We start from the raw sequence: 16953 nt of genomic DNA on the forward strand, positions 1-16953 counted from the left end.
ATAAAGGAGCATTTTCATTAATATCTCTATCTTTAATGCTTTCAATTGATATAAAATAAGAAATAGTTCCAGTAAAAATTAGTGAGTCATTCTTCCCAGTGTTTGATTTTTTTCAAACATAATAAACAATCCTGAATTGTCTTTGTACAATCCCAAAAAAAAACTCCTATCCAACTATACATGATAAGAGTTCTTTCGTCATTTATTCTGTTTTGAAGCTGATAATTAAACCCATCCACGGAACCTGGCGGCTTCGGCCATTTTCCGTACACCAATCATATAAGCGGCAAGACGCATATCCACCCGTCTTGTTTGAGCAGTATTGTAGATATTATTGAATGCCTTAATCATAATGGATTGCAACTTCTCTTCAATCTCATCTTCTTCCCAATAATACCCCTGGTTATTTTGCACCCACTCAAAATAGGATACTGTGACACCACCAGCGGAGGATAAGACATCAGGTACGAGCAAAATACCGCGCTCTGTCAATATTTTAGTTGCTTCCAGTGTTGTTGGACCGTTAGCAGCTTCGACTACAATACTGGCTTTAATCCGATCCGCGTTCTCTTCGGTTATTTGATTTTCAACTGCTGCTGGAACGAGAATATCACAATCCAATTCCAACAATTCCTCATTAGTAATCGTATCGTTAAACAATTTGGTGACCGTTCCGAAACTGTCTCTTCTGTCAAGAAGGTAGTCGATATCAAGCCCATCGGGATCATGCAGTCCACCGTAAGCATCGGAAATTCCGACTACTTTGGCGCCGGCATCATGCAAAAATTTGGCCAGGAAGCTTCCAGCATTACCAAAACCTTGGACAACTACCCTTGCACCTTTTACATCAAGACCTTTTTTCTTTGCTGCTTCATTTATAACAATTGTAACACCTTTTGCTGTAGCAGATTCTCTTCCATGTGAACCGCCAAGAACAATTGGCTTTCCGGTAATAAAGCCAGGACTGTTAAATTCGTCAATTCGACTGTACTCATCAAGCATCCAAGCCATAATTTGCGAGTTTGTAAACACATCCGGTGCAGGAATATCTTTTGTAGGTCCAACGATTTGACTTATCGCACGGACATAGCCACGGCTGATACCTTCAAGTTCCCGGAATGACATTTCCCGGGGGTCACAAACAATACCGCCTTTACCTCCACCATATGGCAAGTCAACAATGCCAGCTTTTAAGCTCATCCATATCGATAATGCTTTCACTTCCGTTTCTGTTACATCAGGGTGAAACCTGACACCGCCTTTTGTAGGTCCAACTGCATCATTGTGCTGTGCACGATATCCGGTGAAGATTTTGATTGAACCATCATCCATTCTGACGGGAATTCTGACTGTCATCATGCGGATTGGGTCCTTTAACAGCTCAAATACTTCATCAGGGTAACCCAGTTTTTCGAGTGCAGTCTTCACAACAGTTCGTGTTGAACTTAACACATCCATCTTTTTATTTACCTCTTTGGTAGAATCTGCTGCTTTATCGGCTACCATGAATTTACCTCCTAGATTGTCAATTAATGATTGTTTTGATTATTGCTGTACTCAGAGATTAGTATACACCTTCATATTAAATATGCAATAATATAAATCTATTTTCTCCGGGAATTTTATAAAAGGACTGTAAGCGATTGCATCTCTGTATACCAAACATATTTATTTTAACATAAAAATGCTTTGACGACCTGGTGCACGGCTTTTTCCGACATAATTTCCTTACCATACTCTTTAAGCCGGTAAGATGTAATAATACTTGGAGTCGAGAACTCCGACATAACAGCGATAATATCCTCTTTGTCAGCATACGCCAGTTCATTCTCATGAAGAAGCATATAATAACTGTTATTAAAGTAGTATACTTGACCACCATCCACATTAAGCTTTGTTAAATAGGAGGAAACCTGGATGATGTCTTCAAATTCGGCAAATGAAAAGATTAGTTCTTTACTTTCATCCAAAGTAACTTTCATCTCAATAAAATCCTCATCCCAGCTTATATTTTCGTTCTTTTTGGTAACAACGACATGCATGCCTTGCGCCTGCATTAAATGAACCTGTACAAGCAGTATCCCCTCCAGTTCAAAATCCAGTTCGGTACTGGCTTCATACATCATATCGCTGAACAGACTGCGCACACTTGAAACATCATGCCACAGATCTTCTTTCGTAAAGCCACGGTCAATTAAATCATCAAATGTGAGAAAAATCGTGAATTGACTGCTGGATACTTGTTCTATACGCATAAAGCATCCCCCTTTATATGCCGAATGGTTTCTTTTTATCCCGTTTATAATACTATATGTCAATTTAGCAATTGTTGAACATTTACAGGCAAATTATACATGCCCATTCTTTAAAAGCCAACTTAGACAAACGTTATGTACAAGGATATTAGTATTATGATGCAAAGTAAACCAATCCAATTCATTTCCGAAAAAATTTCCCGGTACATTAACCCTGACAAATATAAAAAGCAACAATCATATGTTGTTTCATGATAACTATTATAATAAGTACTTTAAATAATGGTTATTCGGACAATCTGAAAGGTCATACACATGAAGCGATGAAGTAATTTGAAAGGAGGAAATTATGTATACACAATACAAATATTGGGAGCCTTTTATAAGTCCTACCGATCCATGCCCCCCAGATCGGGTAAAAGTTTATAGCACGCCGCCTAATCTTTATATACCTTTTCAACCAAGAGGATTACCCCAATTCGATCCAAAAGAAGCCTTATATCATGGTACATTGTGGCCCGCTCTGTTCAGTCCTTATCCACCGTCGACAAAAAGAGGTGAACAAAATGAGTAAAACACTCCCCCCTGAATATTACCAATTATTAGAAGAGCTTCAAGCTGTCGATTTTGTACTGGTTGAACTGACATTATATCTGGATACACATCCATATGATTATGATGCAATTGAACAATTTAATTTATACGTCAAAAAAAGTAAGGAACTGACCAATAATTTTGAAGCGAAATTCGGCCCGCTCATGCAATTTGGAAAAAGTTATTCAGACTATCCATGGAATTGGGATGATACGCCGTGGCCATGGCAGGTATAACCTGAAAGAAAGAATCGTTAATTAGGAGGAGATAGTTTGTGGTATTATAATAAAAAGCTTCAATACCCCGTAAAAGTCAGAGAATGTAATCCACATTTAGCATTATTTTTAATCGAACAATATGGTGGCGCTGACGGTGAACTGTCCGCTGCCTTACGATACTTAAATCAACGATATAGCATCCCTGACAAAGTTGTAGGGTTACTGAACGATATAGGCACTGAAGAATTCGCCCATCTTGAAATGATTGCGACAATGATCTATAAATTGACCAAAGATGCCACTGCGGAGCAAATGGATGCTGCGGGTCTAGGTGGCCGCTACACTGATCACGGTCATGCATTATTCCCGGAAAATACGCATCGGACACCATGGACCGCTGCATATATCCAGGCCAAAGGTGATCCGATTGCCGATCTCTACGAAGATATTGCCGCCGAGGAAAAGGCAAGGGCAACCTACCAATGGATAATTAATCTATCCGATGATCCAGAACTAAATGACAGCCTGAAATTTTTGCGTGAACGGGAAGTTGTTCATTCAATGCGATTTCGTGAAGCAGTTGAGATACTCAAGGAAGATCGGGATAAAAAAACATTTTTTTAACTTAAAAGGTGCCTCATATAAGGCACCTTCTGCAATTTTCATTAAATAAGATTTAAAACTTCTTCGCCCCATAAATAAAATATGCCGCCCAGCACTATAATTATCAGGATAATTACGAAAATCAGCCGGAACAGTGCATGATTGATTTTAACCCGTTTGCGACTTTTAGCAGCACTATGTACGTCCTTTCGAGGCGGCAAATTTAATACATCTATACCCCGTTCCTTTTTCACCGAGTCAGTAGATTCATTTGTTTGATGTGGCTTATGATTATTTTCCCCGCTCTGCACTTCATCAAGTAATCTTTTTAATTCCGTTCTGTCGTCTCCATGATTTTCGGCTTCATAACTCATCCTCAGCACCCCACTTTTGAAAACGGATAGCAATTCCCAAGGTAAAATCAACAATAAAATGCGATATTATTGTAACAAGCAGATTCTGTGTCAGCAAAAATATATAGCCAAGATAAAAACTGACAGCAAGGACTGAAATTAACAAAACAGGCTTACGTAAATACCTGAAATGAATCAGTGCGAAAAGTATACTGGCAATCAGGTAACCAAATGTTGTCTGGATGAATCCTCTGAATAATATCTCCTCCGAAATTGCCACGAGTAATGTCAGTGCAAAGGTCTCTGTTATTTTTCGATTGCCGAAGATTCTTGCATTAATGCCATCATCATCATAATATCGCTTCGGAAAAATCTTTATCAGTAATAAATCAACTATAACAATTAACAGACCAGAACATACTCCATAGTAAAGAATCTCAGTTATATTTAACTCAAATAACTCAAACCAGACTGAAAAATCGTCAAACAGGAATATACTCAAAAATAACCCTGTAACGAGCATAATCAACTGGGAAAGCACTAGTTGTTTATTTAATTCTGCATCAGATAGTTGTTTTATTATTTCACTCTGCCTGGTCATTCTTTACCCCGCTTAACAGTATATAACGCAATTTCGTCTGCCAGGTCATCTGTTTTTCCTCATTTTCTGTTTGTTGAGGAGTCCATTCGGAAAATGAAAAGCCGCAGCTGCTGCAGCACATGCTGGCTGGTTTTTCATATGTGTCCTGGAAACTTTTATATAGATGCTCACGCAAACAATTGGTATGATTAATCCAGCTTACCATTTCAGCTAACTTCGCTTCCTTTAAGGATTTTCGATGACTGACAAGCCTGATAATCTTTGCTTCAGCTGCTTCCCAACAATTGGTATGATAAAGAAATTTATTTTCCCTCATCATATCATGTTTTTCAAATTGATAGTGCAAAAATCGCCATTGAATTTCATTCAGCTGAAATTCTTCGATCAACTGATTTTTAATTTGGTTATAATCCGCAGAAGAGTGGCATAACTCAGCCAATCGTTGAAAAATTGAACGTACCATAACATCTGTTGGCAGTTCACTTGTAATGATTGATTCTGGAATTTGTTCATCCCCCTGTGCATACATTAACAGGCCGATGCTTTGCTTACCGTCCCGCCCGGCTCTGCCCACTTCCTGAATATAAGATTCAATTTGCGGAGGAAGATGATAATGGATGACCAGGCGGATATTGTGCTTGTCTATTCCCATTCCAAACGCACTCGTACAGCAAATTATATCCAGTTGATTGTTCATAAATTGCTGCTGAATAGTAACCCGGTCAGTCTGATCCATCCCCCCATGATAGAAAGCTACCCTGTGTAACGGAAGTGTTTGCGAAAGATAATGAGCTGTCTCCTCGCTCATCCGTCTGCTTGTAAAATAGATCAATGCCGGCACACGATATTGTCTGAATAAATCTGTCAACGCTTGTTTTTTCTCTAAATTGCTGCTTACATGCTCGACTGCAAACGTAATATTTTTTCTGTCTATCGGATAAATATGTTTGGTAATGGATTTCCTGTCCAGTGCAGTAATAATATCTTTTTGAATTTCTGCAGTTGCTGTTGCGCTTAACGCTAGTACTACAGGGTTTCCCAATTGCTTGATAACAGCTCCAAGCCGTAAATAGTCCGGTCTGAAATCATGCCCCCACTGGGAAATGCAATGTGCTTCATCAATAACAAACAAACTTATTTTTATATGGCTGAATAGTTCGATCAGTTTAGGCTGTTGAAGTAATTCAGGCGATATGTAAATTAATTTAAATTGCTTTATATTTCGAAGCACATGAATTCTTTCTTCCGGATCCATAAAGCTGTTTAATGCAGCTGCATACTTAAATCCTTTTGATTTCAACTGTTTTACCTGATCCTGCATTAACGAAATCAGCGGGGATACTACGATGGTCAGCCCATCCATTAGTAGTGCGGGAAGTTGGTAACATAACGATTTCCCCGATCCTGTCGGCAAGATACCCAAAACATCGTTCCCCGCCGTAATATCCTCAATAATCTCTTTTTGTCCCGGCCGAAATGAATCAATCTGAAAGTATTTTTTAAGTTTTTGGTCAAGATTTGCCTGGCTGATCAAGTTTATCACCTGACTCCTTTATGGTGTGTCGCTAAAACAAGTCGTATTTGAAAATAACTTATCTCATCATCAATCCCGCTTTTAATGTCCTTCAATTTAAAGCTTTTTGCTTTTCTGATTGCGGCTGCAATTTTTTCCTGCTGTTCATTTGAAATATATGCATCAATTGGAAAGTTTGGCTCGTAAAGAGCGATTTCGACAATATGATCGTAAACGGTATTGATTTTTAGGTTTCGAATCCTGGCAATTTCCGCAGGGTTATGGTTTTCACGCAAAAGGATATCAGTTTTAGAAGCTGACTGGGAGAGCTTTGTCTCCTGTTTCACATCCTTTATAATATACGATATGATTGGGAATTTTCCCGGTTCCTGTTCCATTTCCCAAAACATGCGGTGTACGATTGCTGTCAGGTGCAGTGGAACATCAAGTCTCTCCAGTTCATGATGCTTAGCCAATTGATAGCTGCTCATCCCGTAGTGTTCAAAACCAGCAAGACAGTCAACGAAAAATTCAGCGTCGGCTTCCGGAAAACGTTCAAGAAGTTGCTGCAGTTCTTTGTGAATTAAATAGAGTACATTCTCGTGTTTTGGTTTCATTTGCTTGTAATGATCTTTAACCCAGCCGGTTATTTGAGGTGTATCCACAACAGGGATAAATGAAAAATGATTGTGCCAGCTGTTGGTTAGCGTTTGAATCAGTAAAAAAAGCCGCTGACAAAAAATTGTATCAGCATTTGAATACTTCATACCGTTTAAATAAGGTACATGTCGATGTCTATCCATTTTTTGCAAGAATGCTGTTCCTTTCTTTCCGGATAGGACTGATCCACCATACAGGTGCAGATACCCGTTATCTTGTAATTGATTTATTATCAGGTTGAAAGATTGTTTAGACAGTTTTTTATATATGCCATAAAACTTCTGCAAATCATAAAGAAAAGCATCCTGCTGCGTCTGAATTGATTTTCTCCCTTTAAGAAGATGAAAAATGGCTGCGACACTTCGTTTATCCTGAAATTGACTGCTGCATTTGATAATAATCATGTCTAGAAGCATTTTTTCATTCTCCTTTGTAACTTCCAACTTAATAAATTAATGGTATCACATCAGTTGTAAGTTGAAATGTAAAAACTTCCGTCTTAAAATTGATTTATAGTTTGGGGAGGAATACTTTATGGCTAAATACACGATAGTAGATCAAGAGACGTGCATTGCCTGCGGAGCATGTGGTGCTGCGGCGCCGGATGTATTTGATTATGATGATGAAAGTATCGCTTACGTCATGTTGGATGAAAATAAAGGAAATAAAGTAATACCGGAAACGCTGGAAGAGGATATGCTGGATGCTTATGAAGGCTGCCCAACGGATTCCATCAAAGTGTCAGGTACACCATTTGATGGTGACCCGCTGAAATATGAAGAAGGTTGAGTGCCTACGGGACTGATTCAAGACAGGGAATGGATCTCGCACATCTGTGACCTGTAAAGTGCAAGTTTTTAGACGAATGCCATAGTTGCACTTAAGCAGATAGGAAAATTTTATACTTTCCTATCTGCAAATAAAGAGCAGCCTTTCTTCATTTTGACCTTGTATAAATAGGGTTAACACCTGCAGGGACATTGAGCGGATCCGTCAATTGATATGGACCTATCATGTGCACTCCGGTATTTTTAAATTCAACCTGTTTATATCCGAAACTTTTGGCAGTCATCAGGATGGATTCAATCATTGTCAAACTTTCCTGGTTTCGCGGTATGTTTTCAGCAAACGTTAACTGCAGTGACTCTCCCTTTTGATGCGTTGAGATCTGGATATTTTCAGGGATGGTACGCTGTAAATGAAATTCCTCTTCACTCTGTTTCATCTCTTCGAATGCACCAGTAATTTCCCTCTTATTTTCCATATTAACCGGAACTAAAAAATTTCTTTCGGATTGAGCCGGATCATACAATTTATATGCTTTATTCTGAATTCCATTTATTTTTAACGCCTTCACACTACCGATTGGTCCAAGATTAACCTTGCGGGTAAAGACGGCCTTATCAAACTGCAGTGGACCAAACATGGATTGCACTGTTTTGCTAAACATATTAGCCTCAGCCCCCGAGTTGAGTGAAAAACCTTTCGGCAAACCCACTAATACCGTACCATTTGCTCTGTTCATTTCAAACATTGCACCGGCAAGCATATAATCGCCAGGCGGCCTTTTTTTCCCTTTAAGATAGCTGCCGATCTTATTATACTGTTTACTTAAATCTTCCGTTTCAGAAACAATAAATGTCAACGGTATAATGAACTGGGCCTGTTGATTGGCAACAGCTCCGTACACAATGGAATTTGTATCCTTTATAGAACGAACTACATGTGATTGGAAATTTTTATCCATCCTAAGCATATTTTTCTTATTGGACTGTGCAGCACTGAAATCACTTTCTTTCCCAGGTTTCATTTGCCCCGTATTAGTCCGATTGTCAGATACCGCTTTTTCCATTTTTGCTTCATCGTGACTGTTATTGGTCAGAAAATTATCTTCATTCATCAAAAACGGTACACTAATAAGGAGGATGGTCAATACCGCCACTATGCTGAAAATCGGTACAAGAGGAATCTTTCGTGATGCCTGCACTCGCTGCGGTTCCTTTAAACTGGAGGAAATTTGTTTATAGAGCTCATCTTTTTTTCTTTTGTCTTTGACCACTGGCATCTGTTTTAGTGAATCAGTTATCTGCTTCTCATCGTTGTCCCGGGACTTCATGATCCATCCCCTCCCTTCTGATTCGCTTCAATCATCCATTTTTTTAACCGCTTTAAACCGCGATGCTGCGTTGTTTTCACTTTACTTATACTAAAACCCAAAATCTCCGCTGTTTCCTGGATTGAGAAAGATTGTATGTATCGCAAAATAAGTACACTTTTTTGTTCGGGTGTGCACTTATCCAAATAAAAATACATCCGTTTTATTTTCTCATTCTGTTCAGCAATTTCATCAGGAAGCGGCTTTTGATCGGAAAGATACCGATCGTTTTCATTCCAATCGAAATACCCGGCTATTCGATTCCGTTTTCGTTTCAATGAACGGAAAAAATCAATCGTAACATGACGGGCAATGGAAAAAAGCCATGTTTTTTCACTGCTGTCACCTTTAAACGAATCATATGATCTTAATACTTTGATATAAACTTCCTGAATAAGGTCTTCACAAACTTCTTTATCTTTCACCATATAAAAAATAAACTGATATAAATCCTGATGGTATTTTTCGTATAATTCCTCAAAAACGGCCTTCATAAGGGTCCCCCGTTCAATAAATCAGTCGTCTGTACTGATCAAAAGTTACACCTTTGCTCTAACTATATTGGAAATTGAGAAAAAGTAAAAGTGTTATTTGAATGAATGTCAACCGGGAATTGATTTTTATCCGTATTAACTACTGGTATCAAACAATAAATACCAGCCTATTTCAGCTGGTATTTTTTAAATAAAAGTGCTTATTTGAATATGTTTTAAATAAATGGGATATAACCGGATAAAACACAACCATAAAAATTGCGTTACCGACCGCATGGTTGACAGAAAAAGGCAGACCCGCCAGATAATACGGCCAAAATTCACCGGCAATCGAATATGTCATCAGCGAAATGACAAAGCCGTATAAAAAACCGCTGAATATGGAAAAAGCGACGATGACCCAAAATGGAAATTTTTTAGGATATTTTCCAAGCAATCCACTTAATACCCCGATGAGCCCCCATGAAACAACTTGCCAGACTGTCCATATTCCCATTCCCAAAAGCATATTGGACAAAAAAGTTGTTAAAATTGCCAACAGTACTGCTGCCAGCGGCCCGAGCAACAACCCGCAAATGATAATCAGTGATGTGACAGGCTGAACATTGGGCAGAAAAGCAAAAACATATCTGCCAACGACTGCAAGTGCTGCAAGTACCGCCAGAAGCGTTAGTTTATACGTGTTCAAAATGCATGCAGATCAAACGTTATTTGATCGCCTGGGGACAATTCGAGCTCTTTTGCACCAACTTTAGCTGCTTCTCCATTCACGGTAAACATCCATGCCGTTTTTCCTTTATCATGTGAAACACCTTCAATGGCGGTAATAAATCCACCATTATGGGATGTTTTCAGTGTAAAATTTTTTTTCATAACCGACATCAATGTTGTCCCTTCCTCAATTTCAATTTCTTTTTTCCCGAGCTGCTTTTCCCCATTATTTTTGGAAAGGATAATGGTGACTGTTTCATCCTTTTGTTCAGATGCGTTGCTGCTTTCCGTTGATTTAGCGCTCTGATTATTCTGTGACGTCGACTGCCCTTCACTTGTTCCACAGCCAACTAATAACCCAATAACAATTAAAAATGATGCCAAACGTAAGAAACCTTTATGCATGTTCCCATTCCTCCAGTACTGTAATTTTGAGGAGAATTGGGCGCTGGTAACCGATACTGTCAATTCAACCGCAAAAATAAAAAGCTGACCCCTTCAAGCGAGTCAGCTTTATAGACAATCGAATATATAACTATTCCATAAAATGTATCCGGTTGTCCCAATCGCTCATATCCTCGAAGCATTGAAACGATAGATGGCTGGCAGGTCTACTGACTCATGATCACACCCTACTCTAAGCCCTTCCCATATGAATTCATACAGTGGATTATGCTTATTTCGCCGATCATATACAGTTGCGAGGACAGTTTCAGCTTTGCACTGAATTCCCTATTAAGTAATACACCAATCATCATTACCTATTCAATTACCATTATTATATCATAAATAAATTGCCTGTCCACACGGTTAGTCATTCAGTGGCAGTTTCAATACAAATGTGGTACCTTCATTAACGATACTGTTAACCGTAATCGTCCCGTTATGCGCATCAACAATGTTTTTGGCAATGGACAATCCAAGCCCGGTTCCTTTTTTCTTTCCATTCCTGACGCGTGATTTATCCGCCTTATAAAATCGTTCAAATACGAAAGGAATATCTTCTTTAGGAATACCACTCCCATTATCTGCAACAGATACCGAAAACTCACTGTCATTGCTTTCCACTGTCACAATCACCTTTCCTTCTTCTCCAGTATGTCTAATTGCATTATCAATCAGATTAGTAAGCACCTGTTCAATCCGGTCGGGATCGATATAAATGGATTGAGCGGATAGCTTTTTAATTAGCTGCAGATCAACCTTGCTGTCGTTTGCCAGTCCGGAAAATTTTTTGATAATCCGCTCCACATATGGATCCAGTTCAACGTGTTCCACGTTAAGGCTTATTTGTCCAGCTTCCATTCGGGCAAGATCCAGTAATTCATTAACTAAACGACCCATCCTCAGGGACTCTTCATAAATAATCTGGGCAAGTTCTCTTTTTTCTTCCCTGCTTTCTGCCACATCATCAACAATTGCTTCACTATATCCCTGCAACATGGAAATCGGAGTCCGCAATTCATGCGATACGTTGGCAATAAAGTCTTTACGCAGCTTATCGAGCCTGCGATCTTCTGTCATATCCCGGATAACAGCGACAGCCCCTCGTACATATGATTGGTCATATAAAGGAGTCATAATCATGACCCATGTTCTCCCTTGGATGTTTATCTCATTAATTGCTTCTTTTTCCTCCTGAATAACATCTTCCAGTATTCCATTCAGCGGATCAGGAAGTTTGTTATGTTCATCATTTAACCGCAAGTTATTTTCATAATAAAGACTTTCAATTAATTGGTCTGCGGGAGAATTTGTGACCAGCATATCACCATTTCGGTTCAGCGTAATAACGCCATCCGCCATTGAGCTGACAATGCTGGAGAGCTGTTCTTTCTCCTGCCTTAGTGCATTAATATGGAATTTCAACTGCCTTCCCATCCGATTAAAGGCTATCGCCAATTCACCTATTTCATCATGTGTCAAAATCGGAACTTTCGTATTAAACTCGCCTCTCGTTAAATCAAAAGCTGCTTCACGCATTTTAATCAGTGGTGATGTAATTCTCGTTGACAGGAAAAAAGCGAAAATCGTTGTCAATACAATCGCAATACCTGCCGCAAGCAATATGATTTTCGTTGTATCGGATTTTGTCTTATTAACAACATCCAATGACTGGTAAACAAAAACAGCGCCATTGTTCTGAATGGGAGTTCCGACCATCATAGCCCGATCATTACCGCCGGGCAACCGCATTTGTTCCTTCAAATTTTCCCCTTTAGTGAAAACTGCGTTTAACGAATCCTCTGAACGAAACCACTGTTCACCAAGTTCATGCAGGTTATCAATACTGTGGGATGTCCAAAAATCGCCATTTCCGTATACGACCGCAATATGACTTGCCGGATCTTTAATAAGTTCAGTGGTTCGATAGGCAAGCTCTCTATCGTCATACTGCTCAATCATCAACGAAACTTTATTAGCTGTTTGCATCATTTCATTTTCAGCCTGTTGAACATGAAAATTTTCAAAGAACTCCAACAGTAATATAGTTAAAATAAATAATACAAAAGAAACCAGCAATAAAATGGTTATTGCCAGTTTCCCTACAACACTCCGCCAAAACATCAGACATCATCTACCTCAAATTTATATCCTACGCCCCAGACAGTGACTATCATCTTGGCAGCGTCTGCGGATACATTATTCAATTTCTCGCGTAACCGTTTTACATGTGTATCTACCGTCCGCAAATCGCCAAAAAATTCATATTCCCAAACGTCCTTCAGCAACAGTTCACGATTAAACACTTTATCAGGCGATTTGGCAAGATAACAAAGGAGCTCATACTCTTTAGGTGTTAATGCTACTTCTGTTCCGTCCGCAGTGACACGGTGTGCGTCGTGATCAATTGTTAAATGCGGAAATACCAATAAATTTTTGGTAGGTGCACCATCACTGAAACTGGTGGCAGAAATCCTTCGTAAAAGTGCTTTAACACGTAAAACAACTTCCCTGGGACTGAACGGTTTAACTATATAGTCGTCCGTACCAACTTCAAACCCCTGGACACGGTTGGACTCCTCACCCTTGGCGGTAAGCATAATGATTGGTGTAGATTTTTCTTTCCGCAATTCCTCGGTTACCTTAATCCCGTCCATTTCAGGCATCATAATATCCAGTAAAATGACATCGTAATTATTATCCAGTGCCAGTTGCAGTGCTTCTGATCCATCCGCAGCTTCTTCAACAATGAACTCTTCTTTTTCCAGATACATTTTAATCAGGCGTCGAATCCTTGCTTCATCATCAACAACAAGTACTCTGGCATTTGTCTCCATGTAGGTCCCCTCCATTATTAATGGTTATTATTAGCCTCCATTCAAGGTCATGCATAGGAATGCAGTCCGGCCAGCACGAGATTCACCGCAATCAGATTAAACATAATAATCGCGAATCCACCAACTGCTAGCCAAGCTGATCTTTCACCATGCCAGCCTCTGGACAGTCGTAAATGTAAAAACGCTGCGTAAAAGAACCAGGTTACTAATGCCCATACTTCTTTCGGATCCCATCCCCAGAAACGATCCCAGGCAATTTGGGCCCAAATAGATGCAAAGATCAGTCCGCCCAGTGTAAATACCGGAAAGCCTATTGCGACCGCTCGATACGAAACTTCATCCAATAAATCAGGTTTTGCTTTTTTCAGGAGCGGCTGGATTGCCGCACCAATTCTTTTCCGTGTAATTAACCGTGCTGATACATAAATTATAAAACCGGTAATCACGGACCAAATAACCGTATTGAATTTTCTTGCTGCATCCGCACCTCGCATCCATTCAGGCGTTTCAAACCATGGTTTCATTGCACCTTCTGTAACAAGTTTGCCTTCATTTGGTCCGGCAATTGGTGGAAGAGGATAATCGGCAGTCAATGTCGCGCCATTTTTTGTATATTCGAACTGAGCCTTATAATCCATTGAACCGAATATAACAGATATTACACTGAAACCGATCAGTATAAAAATGGAAAACAGGATAACTTCCAGCCAAGCAGTTCGTTTATTTGCTTTTGATTGATCAATTTGTCTGATTAAATAAATCAGACCCGCTACAAAACTGATCGACAGAATTGCCTCGCCAAATGCTACTGTTGTTACATGAACGTAAAGCATCCAGTGCCTAAGTGATGCCACAAGCGGCGAGATCTCACTGGGAAACATACTGGCAAAACCAAGTACGGTCAGAGCTATTGGCAGTGCAAACACTCCTAGTACAGGCAGCCTGTAAATGAAATAAATAATGATAAAGGCTAGCACGATTCCCATACCGAAAAATGTCATAAACTCAAAAAGGTTACTGACAGGAACATGTCCGCTTACAACCCATCTCGTTACAAAGTAGACCGATTGTGATATAAAGCCGATTATCGTAATAACAATTCCGATTGTTCCGGCTTTCCCATTGCCCGATTCCTCTTTTGCCTTGTTTCCTTTGATTGTTGCACCAAAGAAAAGTGTGGCAATTAAATATAGGGCAAATGCTGCATAAAGTGATATATTACTTAGATTAAGCAACGCTTCCATCTGTATCCTCCTTTTTCAGGCCTGTTAAGATAATTCTTCGAGTTCCTGCTGATCATCAACCATTTTTACATTCGTACCTTCGATTATACCTTCAATGTCCTTTTTGATACCGTACCAGTTTTTATTTGTATGTGCTGCCATCAAAATACCACCTTCTTTAGGGCGAATCCAAATTCTGCGGTGCTGCCAGTACATTCCTTGTGCGACACCAATCATGAAAATCGCTGCACCGATAATGAATAATGGCAATGTATAGTCACGTCGTACGGTTAAACCGCTGACATCGCGCATCTGAAAATCCTGGATGCCAAGTTTATACTGATTGTTATTACTTGGATCAATGTTTTTTCCGATTCCGACAAAGCTAACCTCAGCTTTATCAGTGCCCGGAGGATAAACAGAAAATACAAATGCCGGATTTCTTGGATATTTGGTTTTTGATCTTGGTTCACCATCATCCATATAGTAGTCAGGATAATATTGTTCCATTACAACGCGAAAACCGTTATCCAGCTCATATTCTTTCTTTGGTGATGTTAAATCAACCGTAATACTTCCCATTGCCTTTTCTTTCGGGTCATTTGTTTTGTGTATTTTAAAGGTCATTTTCGTGAATTCATTTTGTTGATAACCAGCCTGATACAACGTATACCCATCAAATTTAAGCGGATGGTTCATTTTAATCTGATCTTCAGTGACTTTCTTAAGTTGCTGCTCTGATCCCGGGATGGAATTATCTGTTTCCTTGTAGATTACAACGTTAGTCTGATAGTTCTTCACAACTTGTCCTTCTTGTTTGAGAGCCTCTTGAAACTTCTCGTTTTCCTCGGAATATGTCTCCTTAATAAAATTTTTGTTTTTTATGTAATATTCTCCCTTTGTTCCGGGGATGACGGTCTGTTCACCTTCCCTGACCCAGACATATTCATCAATATACATAGGGGTGGCCATTCTGAGTAATGCCGCAATCAGTACTATAATAAGTCCAATGTGATTCACATATGGACCCCAGCGGGAAAATCTTCCCTTCTCAGCTAAAATATGACCATCCTCATCCCGGACTTTGTAACGTTTATTTTTCATGGCTGTAATAAGTTGTTCTTTTTCTTCTGCAGTAACTGTTTCGGTCTTGCTGTACAAACGCTGTCTGTTCAAAAAAGTCTCGTGCCGTTTTGCTTTTTGCATTCTTAATGCTTTGTATAAAGGAACAAAACGATCAATACTGCATATCACCAGCGATACTCCGATTAAAGCGATGAGAATCAGATACCATGCCGAGCCATATAGATTATGAAACCCTAATTGATAATAAATCTGTCCCAAAATACCATACGTCTGTTCGTAGTAAATCGAAGGGTCTCTGGATTCCGCATCAGCCGGAATATACATCTCCTGTGGAAAAATGGTGCCGATGGCTGAGGCAACCAGTGCAAGCACAATTAACCAGACCCCAATCTTCACGGATGAAAAAAAGTTCCATGTTTTATCGATAATTGATTTATTATACGTCTGTGATCTGCGTGCACTGCCATCATATCGCATGTTCAGCAATTTTTTCTTGTCATTACCGTCGATATGCTGGTTGCCCTCCACCGGTTTACCGCATGCTTCGCAAAGAACGGTACCTTCCGGGTTAACATGTCCGCATTCACATTTGATGTGTTTCATATTCATCCCTCACATTATGATTGTTGCTCTGGTTGAATCTGTTTTAAATAGCCTTCCAGTTTTTCAAGCGTCAGTGCGCCTTCCACAACTTCGACGATTTCCCCTTCCGGACTGATAAAGAAAGAACTCGGAATCGGCCCCACATTATACAGGTTCATTACCTGATCTTTCGCGTCATACAGTACAGGGAAAGTTAAGTCATATTTGTCAACAAATTGATGTACAACAAATTTACTCGCATCCAGATTAACCGTTACAATTTCAACGCCTTTTTTCTTATACTCCGGATAGAGTTTTTGCATAAACGGCATTTCAGCTTCACACGGTTCACACCACGTGCCCCAGAAGTTTAACATGACACCTTTTCCTTCGAGATTACTGAATTGAATTTTTTCAAGTTCATTATTTTTATTTATCTGATTAAGTACAAAATCAGGTGCCTCATCACCTACATCGACATTGGTGTTTTCTTTAGTCAGATTTGAAACTACCGCGTATATCAGTGCAACAAGGAGTACGGCCAATACTATGGAACGAAAAATCAGCCGGTTTCTCTTTTTAGTTTTTTTGTTTATCATCCGCTGCTCTGCACTCATCTTTTTC

At 39.5% G+C, this 16953-nt stretch carries 19 protein-coding genes and 1 riboswitch; of the genes, 4 read left to right on the plus strand and 15 right to left on the minus strand.

Going from position 1 to position 16953, the window contains the following annotated elements; all coding sequences use genetic code 11:
- Window positions 1-225: 225 nt before the first annotated feature.
- Both HUX68_RS03995 and HUX68_RS04000 read right to left on the minus strand, forming a co-directional pair.
- On the minus strand, window positions 226-1458 hold the full coding sequence (locus HUX68_RS03995) for a Glu/Leu/Phe/Val family dehydrogenase (RefSeq protein ID WP_425509534.1): 1233 nt from the start codon (window positions 1456-1458) through the stop codon (window positions 226-228).
- Window positions 1459-1673: 215 nt separating this feature from the next.
- Window positions 1674-2255: a genetic competence negative regulator gene (locus HUX68_RS04000; RefSeq protein ID WP_174613625.1), complete on the minus strand. Its 582-nt coding sequence runs from the start codon at window positions 2253-2255 to the stop codon at window positions 1674-1676.
- A 349-nt stretch (window positions 2256-2604) separates the two neighbouring features.
- On the opposite strand from HUX68_RS04000, the gene HUX68_RS04005 reads away from it, so the two are divergent.
- The 3 genes from HUX68_RS04005 to HUX68_RS04015 are packed head-to-tail and all read left to right on the plus strand — an operon-like array spanning window position 2605 to window position 3691.
- Window positions 2605-2829: a spore coat associated protein CotJA gene (locus tag HUX68_RS04005; RefSeq protein WP_174613626.1), complete on the plus strand. Its 225-nt coding sequence runs from the start codon at window positions 2605-2607 to the stop codon at window positions 2827-2829.
- A complete protein-coding gene (locus tag HUX68_RS04010; RefSeq protein ID WP_174613627.1) occupies window positions 2822-3085 on the plus strand; it encodes a spore coat protein CotJB in 264 nt (87 codons plus the stop codon). Before HUX68_RS04005 ends, HUX68_RS04010 begins: the two co-directional genes overlap by 8 nt.
- A gap of 36 nt (window positions 3086-3121) precedes the next feature.
- On the plus strand, window positions 3122-3691 hold the full coding sequence (locus HUX68_RS04015; RefSeq protein WP_174613628.1) for a manganese catalase family protein: 570 nt from the start codon (window positions 3122-3124) through the stop codon (window positions 3689-3691).
- Window positions 3692-3732: 41 nt separating this feature from the next.
- On the opposite strand, the gene HUX68_RS04020 is transcribed toward HUX68_RS04015, so the two are convergent.
- From HUX68_RS04020 to HUX68_RS04035, 4 genes are read right to left on the minus strand one after another with little or no spacing between them, the layout of a single operon-like run.
- Complete coding sequence (locus HUX68_RS04020) at window positions 3733-4044, minus strand: hypothetical protein (RefSeq protein ID WP_174613629.1); 312 nt, start codon at window positions 4042-4044, stop codon at window positions 3733-3735.
- Window positions 4034-4624: a CPBP family intramembrane glutamic endopeptidase gene (locus HUX68_RS04025; RefSeq protein ID WP_174613630.1), complete on the minus strand. Its 591-nt coding sequence runs from the start codon at window positions 4622-4624 to the stop codon at window positions 4034-4036. The genes HUX68_RS04020 and HUX68_RS04025 overlap by 11 nt, the downstream gene beginning before the upstream one ends.
- Window positions 4608-6167, minus strand: a complete 1560-nt coding sequence (locus HUX68_RS04030) for a RecQ family ATP-dependent DNA helicase (RefSeq protein ID WP_246206603.1) — start codon at window positions 6165-6167, stop codon at window positions 4608-4610. Before HUX68_RS04030 ends, HUX68_RS04025 begins: the two co-directional genes overlap by 17 nt.
- Complete coding sequence (locus HUX68_RS04035; protein ID WP_174613631.1) at window positions 6164-7213, minus strand: YpbB family protein; 1050 nt, start codon at window positions 7211-7213, stop codon at window positions 6164-6166. The genes HUX68_RS04030 and HUX68_RS04035 overlap by 4 nt, the downstream gene beginning before the upstream one ends.
- A 118-nt stretch (window positions 7214-7331) precedes the next feature.
- On the opposite strand from HUX68_RS04035, the gene HUX68_RS04040 reads away from it, so the two are divergent.
- Window positions 7332-7586 carry a ferredoxin gene (locus HUX68_RS04040; protein WP_174613632.1) on the plus strand — a complete coding sequence of 85 codons (255 nt, stop codon included), beginning with the start codon at window positions 7332-7334 and terminating at the stop codon, window positions 7584-7586.
- A 148-nt stretch (window positions 7587-7734) separates the two neighbouring features.
- Here the strand turns inward: HUX68_RS04040 and HUX68_RS04045 are convergent, their stop codons facing one another.
- From HUX68_RS04045 to resA, 9 genes are all read right to left on the minus strand, one after another.
- A complete protein-coding gene (locus HUX68_RS04045; RefSeq protein WP_174613633.1) occupies window positions 7735-8913 on the minus strand; it encodes a hypothetical protein in 1179 nt (392 codons plus the stop codon).
- Window positions 8910-9446, minus strand: coding sequence for an RNA polymerase sigma factor SigX (sigX, locus tag HUX68_RS04050; protein ID WP_174613634.1), 537 nt, complete (start codon window positions 9444-9446; stop codon window positions 8910-8912). The genes HUX68_RS04045 and sigX overlap by 4 nt, the downstream gene beginning before the upstream one ends.
- Before the next feature lie 172 nt (window positions 9447-9618).
- Window positions 9619-10134, minus strand: coding sequence for an ECF transporter S component (locus tag HUX68_RS04055; RefSeq protein WP_174613635.1), 516 nt, complete (start codon window positions 10132-10134; stop codon window positions 9619-9621).
- Complete coding sequence (locus HUX68_RS04060) at window positions 10131-10562, minus strand: DUF4430 domain-containing protein (protein ID WP_174613636.1); 432 nt, start codon at window positions 10560-10562, stop codon at window positions 10131-10133. Before HUX68_RS04060 ends, HUX68_RS04055 begins: the two co-directional genes overlap by 4 nt.
- Before the next feature lie 182 nt (window positions 10563-10744).
- Window positions 10745-10924: riboswitch (cobalamin riboswitch) on the minus strand.
- 43 nt (window positions 10925-10967) lie between these two features.
- Complete coding sequence (locus HUX68_RS04065) at window positions 10968-12725, minus strand: ATP-binding protein (RefSeq protein ID WP_174613637.1); 1758 nt, start codon at window positions 12723-12725, stop codon at window positions 10968-10970.
- A complete protein-coding gene (locus HUX68_RS04070) occupies window positions 12725-13438 on the minus strand; it encodes a response regulator transcription factor (RefSeq protein ID WP_174613638.1) in 714 nt (237 codons plus the stop codon). Before HUX68_RS04070 ends, HUX68_RS04065 begins: the two co-directional genes overlap by 1 nt.
- A gap of 47 nt (window positions 13439-13485) precedes the next feature.
- Complete coding sequence (gene ccsB, locus HUX68_RS04075; protein ID WP_174613639.1) at window positions 13486-14682, minus strand: c-type cytochrome biogenesis protein CcsB; 1197 nt, start codon at window positions 14680-14682, stop codon at window positions 13486-13488.
- 24 nt (window positions 14683-14706) lie between these two features.
- Window positions 14707-16350, minus strand: a complete 1644-nt coding sequence (gene resB / locus HUX68_RS04080; protein ID WP_174613640.1) for a cytochrome c biogenesis protein ResB — start codon at window positions 16348-16350, stop codon at window positions 14707-14709.
- A gap of 14 nt (window positions 16351-16364) precedes the next feature.
- The gene (resA, locus tag HUX68_RS04085) at window positions 16365-16946 is read right to left on the minus strand and encodes a thiol-disulfide oxidoreductase ResA (protein WP_174613641.1); all 582 of its coding nucleotides are present in this window, start codon (window positions 16944-16946) and stop codon (window positions 16365-16367) included.
- Window positions 16947-16953: the final 7 nt, after the last annotated feature.

The organism is Virgibacillus ihumii, assembly GCF_902726655.1.
GTDB classification, from domain to species: domain Bacteria; phylum Bacillota; class Bacilli; order Bacillales; family Amphibacillaceae; genus Lentibacillus; species Lentibacillus ihumii.

Coding starts and splice junctions, on each gene's coding strand:
- HUX68_RS03995 (WP_425509534.1), bottom strand. CDS start 1,458: ATGGATGTGTTAAGTTCAACACGAACTGTTGTGAAGACTGCACTCGAA.
- HUX68_RS04000 (WP_174613625.1), bottom strand. CDS start 2,255: ATGCGTATAGAACAAGTATCCAGCAGTCAATTCACGATTTTTCTCACA.
- HUX68_RS04005 (WP_174613626.1), top strand. CDS start 2,605: ATGTATACACAATACAAATATTGGGAGCCTTTTATAAGTCCTACCGAT.
- HUX68_RS04010 (WP_174613627.1), top strand. CDS start 2,822: ATGAGTAAAACACTCCCCCCTGAATATTACCAATTATTAGAAGAGCTT.
- HUX68_RS04020 (WP_174613629.1), bottom strand. CDS start 4,044: ATGAGTTATGAAGCCGAAAATCATGGAGACGACAGAACGGAATTAAAA.
- HUX68_RS04025 (WP_174613630.1), bottom strand. CDS start 4,624: ATGACCAGGCAGAGTGAAATAATAAAACAACTATCTGATGCAGAATTA.
- HUX68_RS04035 (WP_174613631.1), bottom strand. CDS start 7,213: ATGCTTCTAGACATGATTATTATCAAATGCAGCAGTCAATTTCAGGAT.
- HUX68_RS04040 (WP_174613632.1), top strand. CDS start 7,332: ATGGCTAAATACACGATAGTAGATCAAGAGACGTGCATTGCCTGCGGA.
- HUX68_RS04045 (WP_174613633.1), bottom strand. CDS start 8,913: ATGAAGTCCCGGGACAACGATGAGAAGCAGATAACTGATTCACTAAAA.
- sigX (WP_174613634.1), bottom strand. CDS start 9,446: ATGAAGGCCGTTTTTGAGGAATTATACGAAAAATACCATCAGGATTTA.
- HUX68_RS04060 (WP_174613636.1), bottom strand. CDS start 10,562: ATGCATAAAGGTTTCTTACGTTTGGCATCATTTTTAATTGTTATTGGG.
- HUX68_RS04065 (WP_174613637.1), bottom strand. CDS start 12,725: ATGTTTTGGCGGAGTGTTGTAGGGAAACTGGCAATAACCATTTTATTG.
- HUX68_RS04070 (WP_174613638.1), bottom strand. CDS start 13,438: ATGGAGACAAATGCCAGAGTACTTGTTGTTGATGATGAAGCAAGGATT.
- ccsB (WP_174613639.1), bottom strand. CDS start 14,682: ATGGAAGCGTTGCTTAATCTAAGTAATATATCACTTTATGCAGCATTT.
- resB (WP_174613640.1), bottom strand. CDS start 16,350: ATGAAACACATCAAATGTGAATGCGGACATGTTAACCCGGAAGGTACC.
- resA (WP_174613641.1), bottom strand. CDS start 16,946: ATGAGTGCAGAGCAGCGGATGATAAACAAAAAAACTAAAAAGAGAAAC.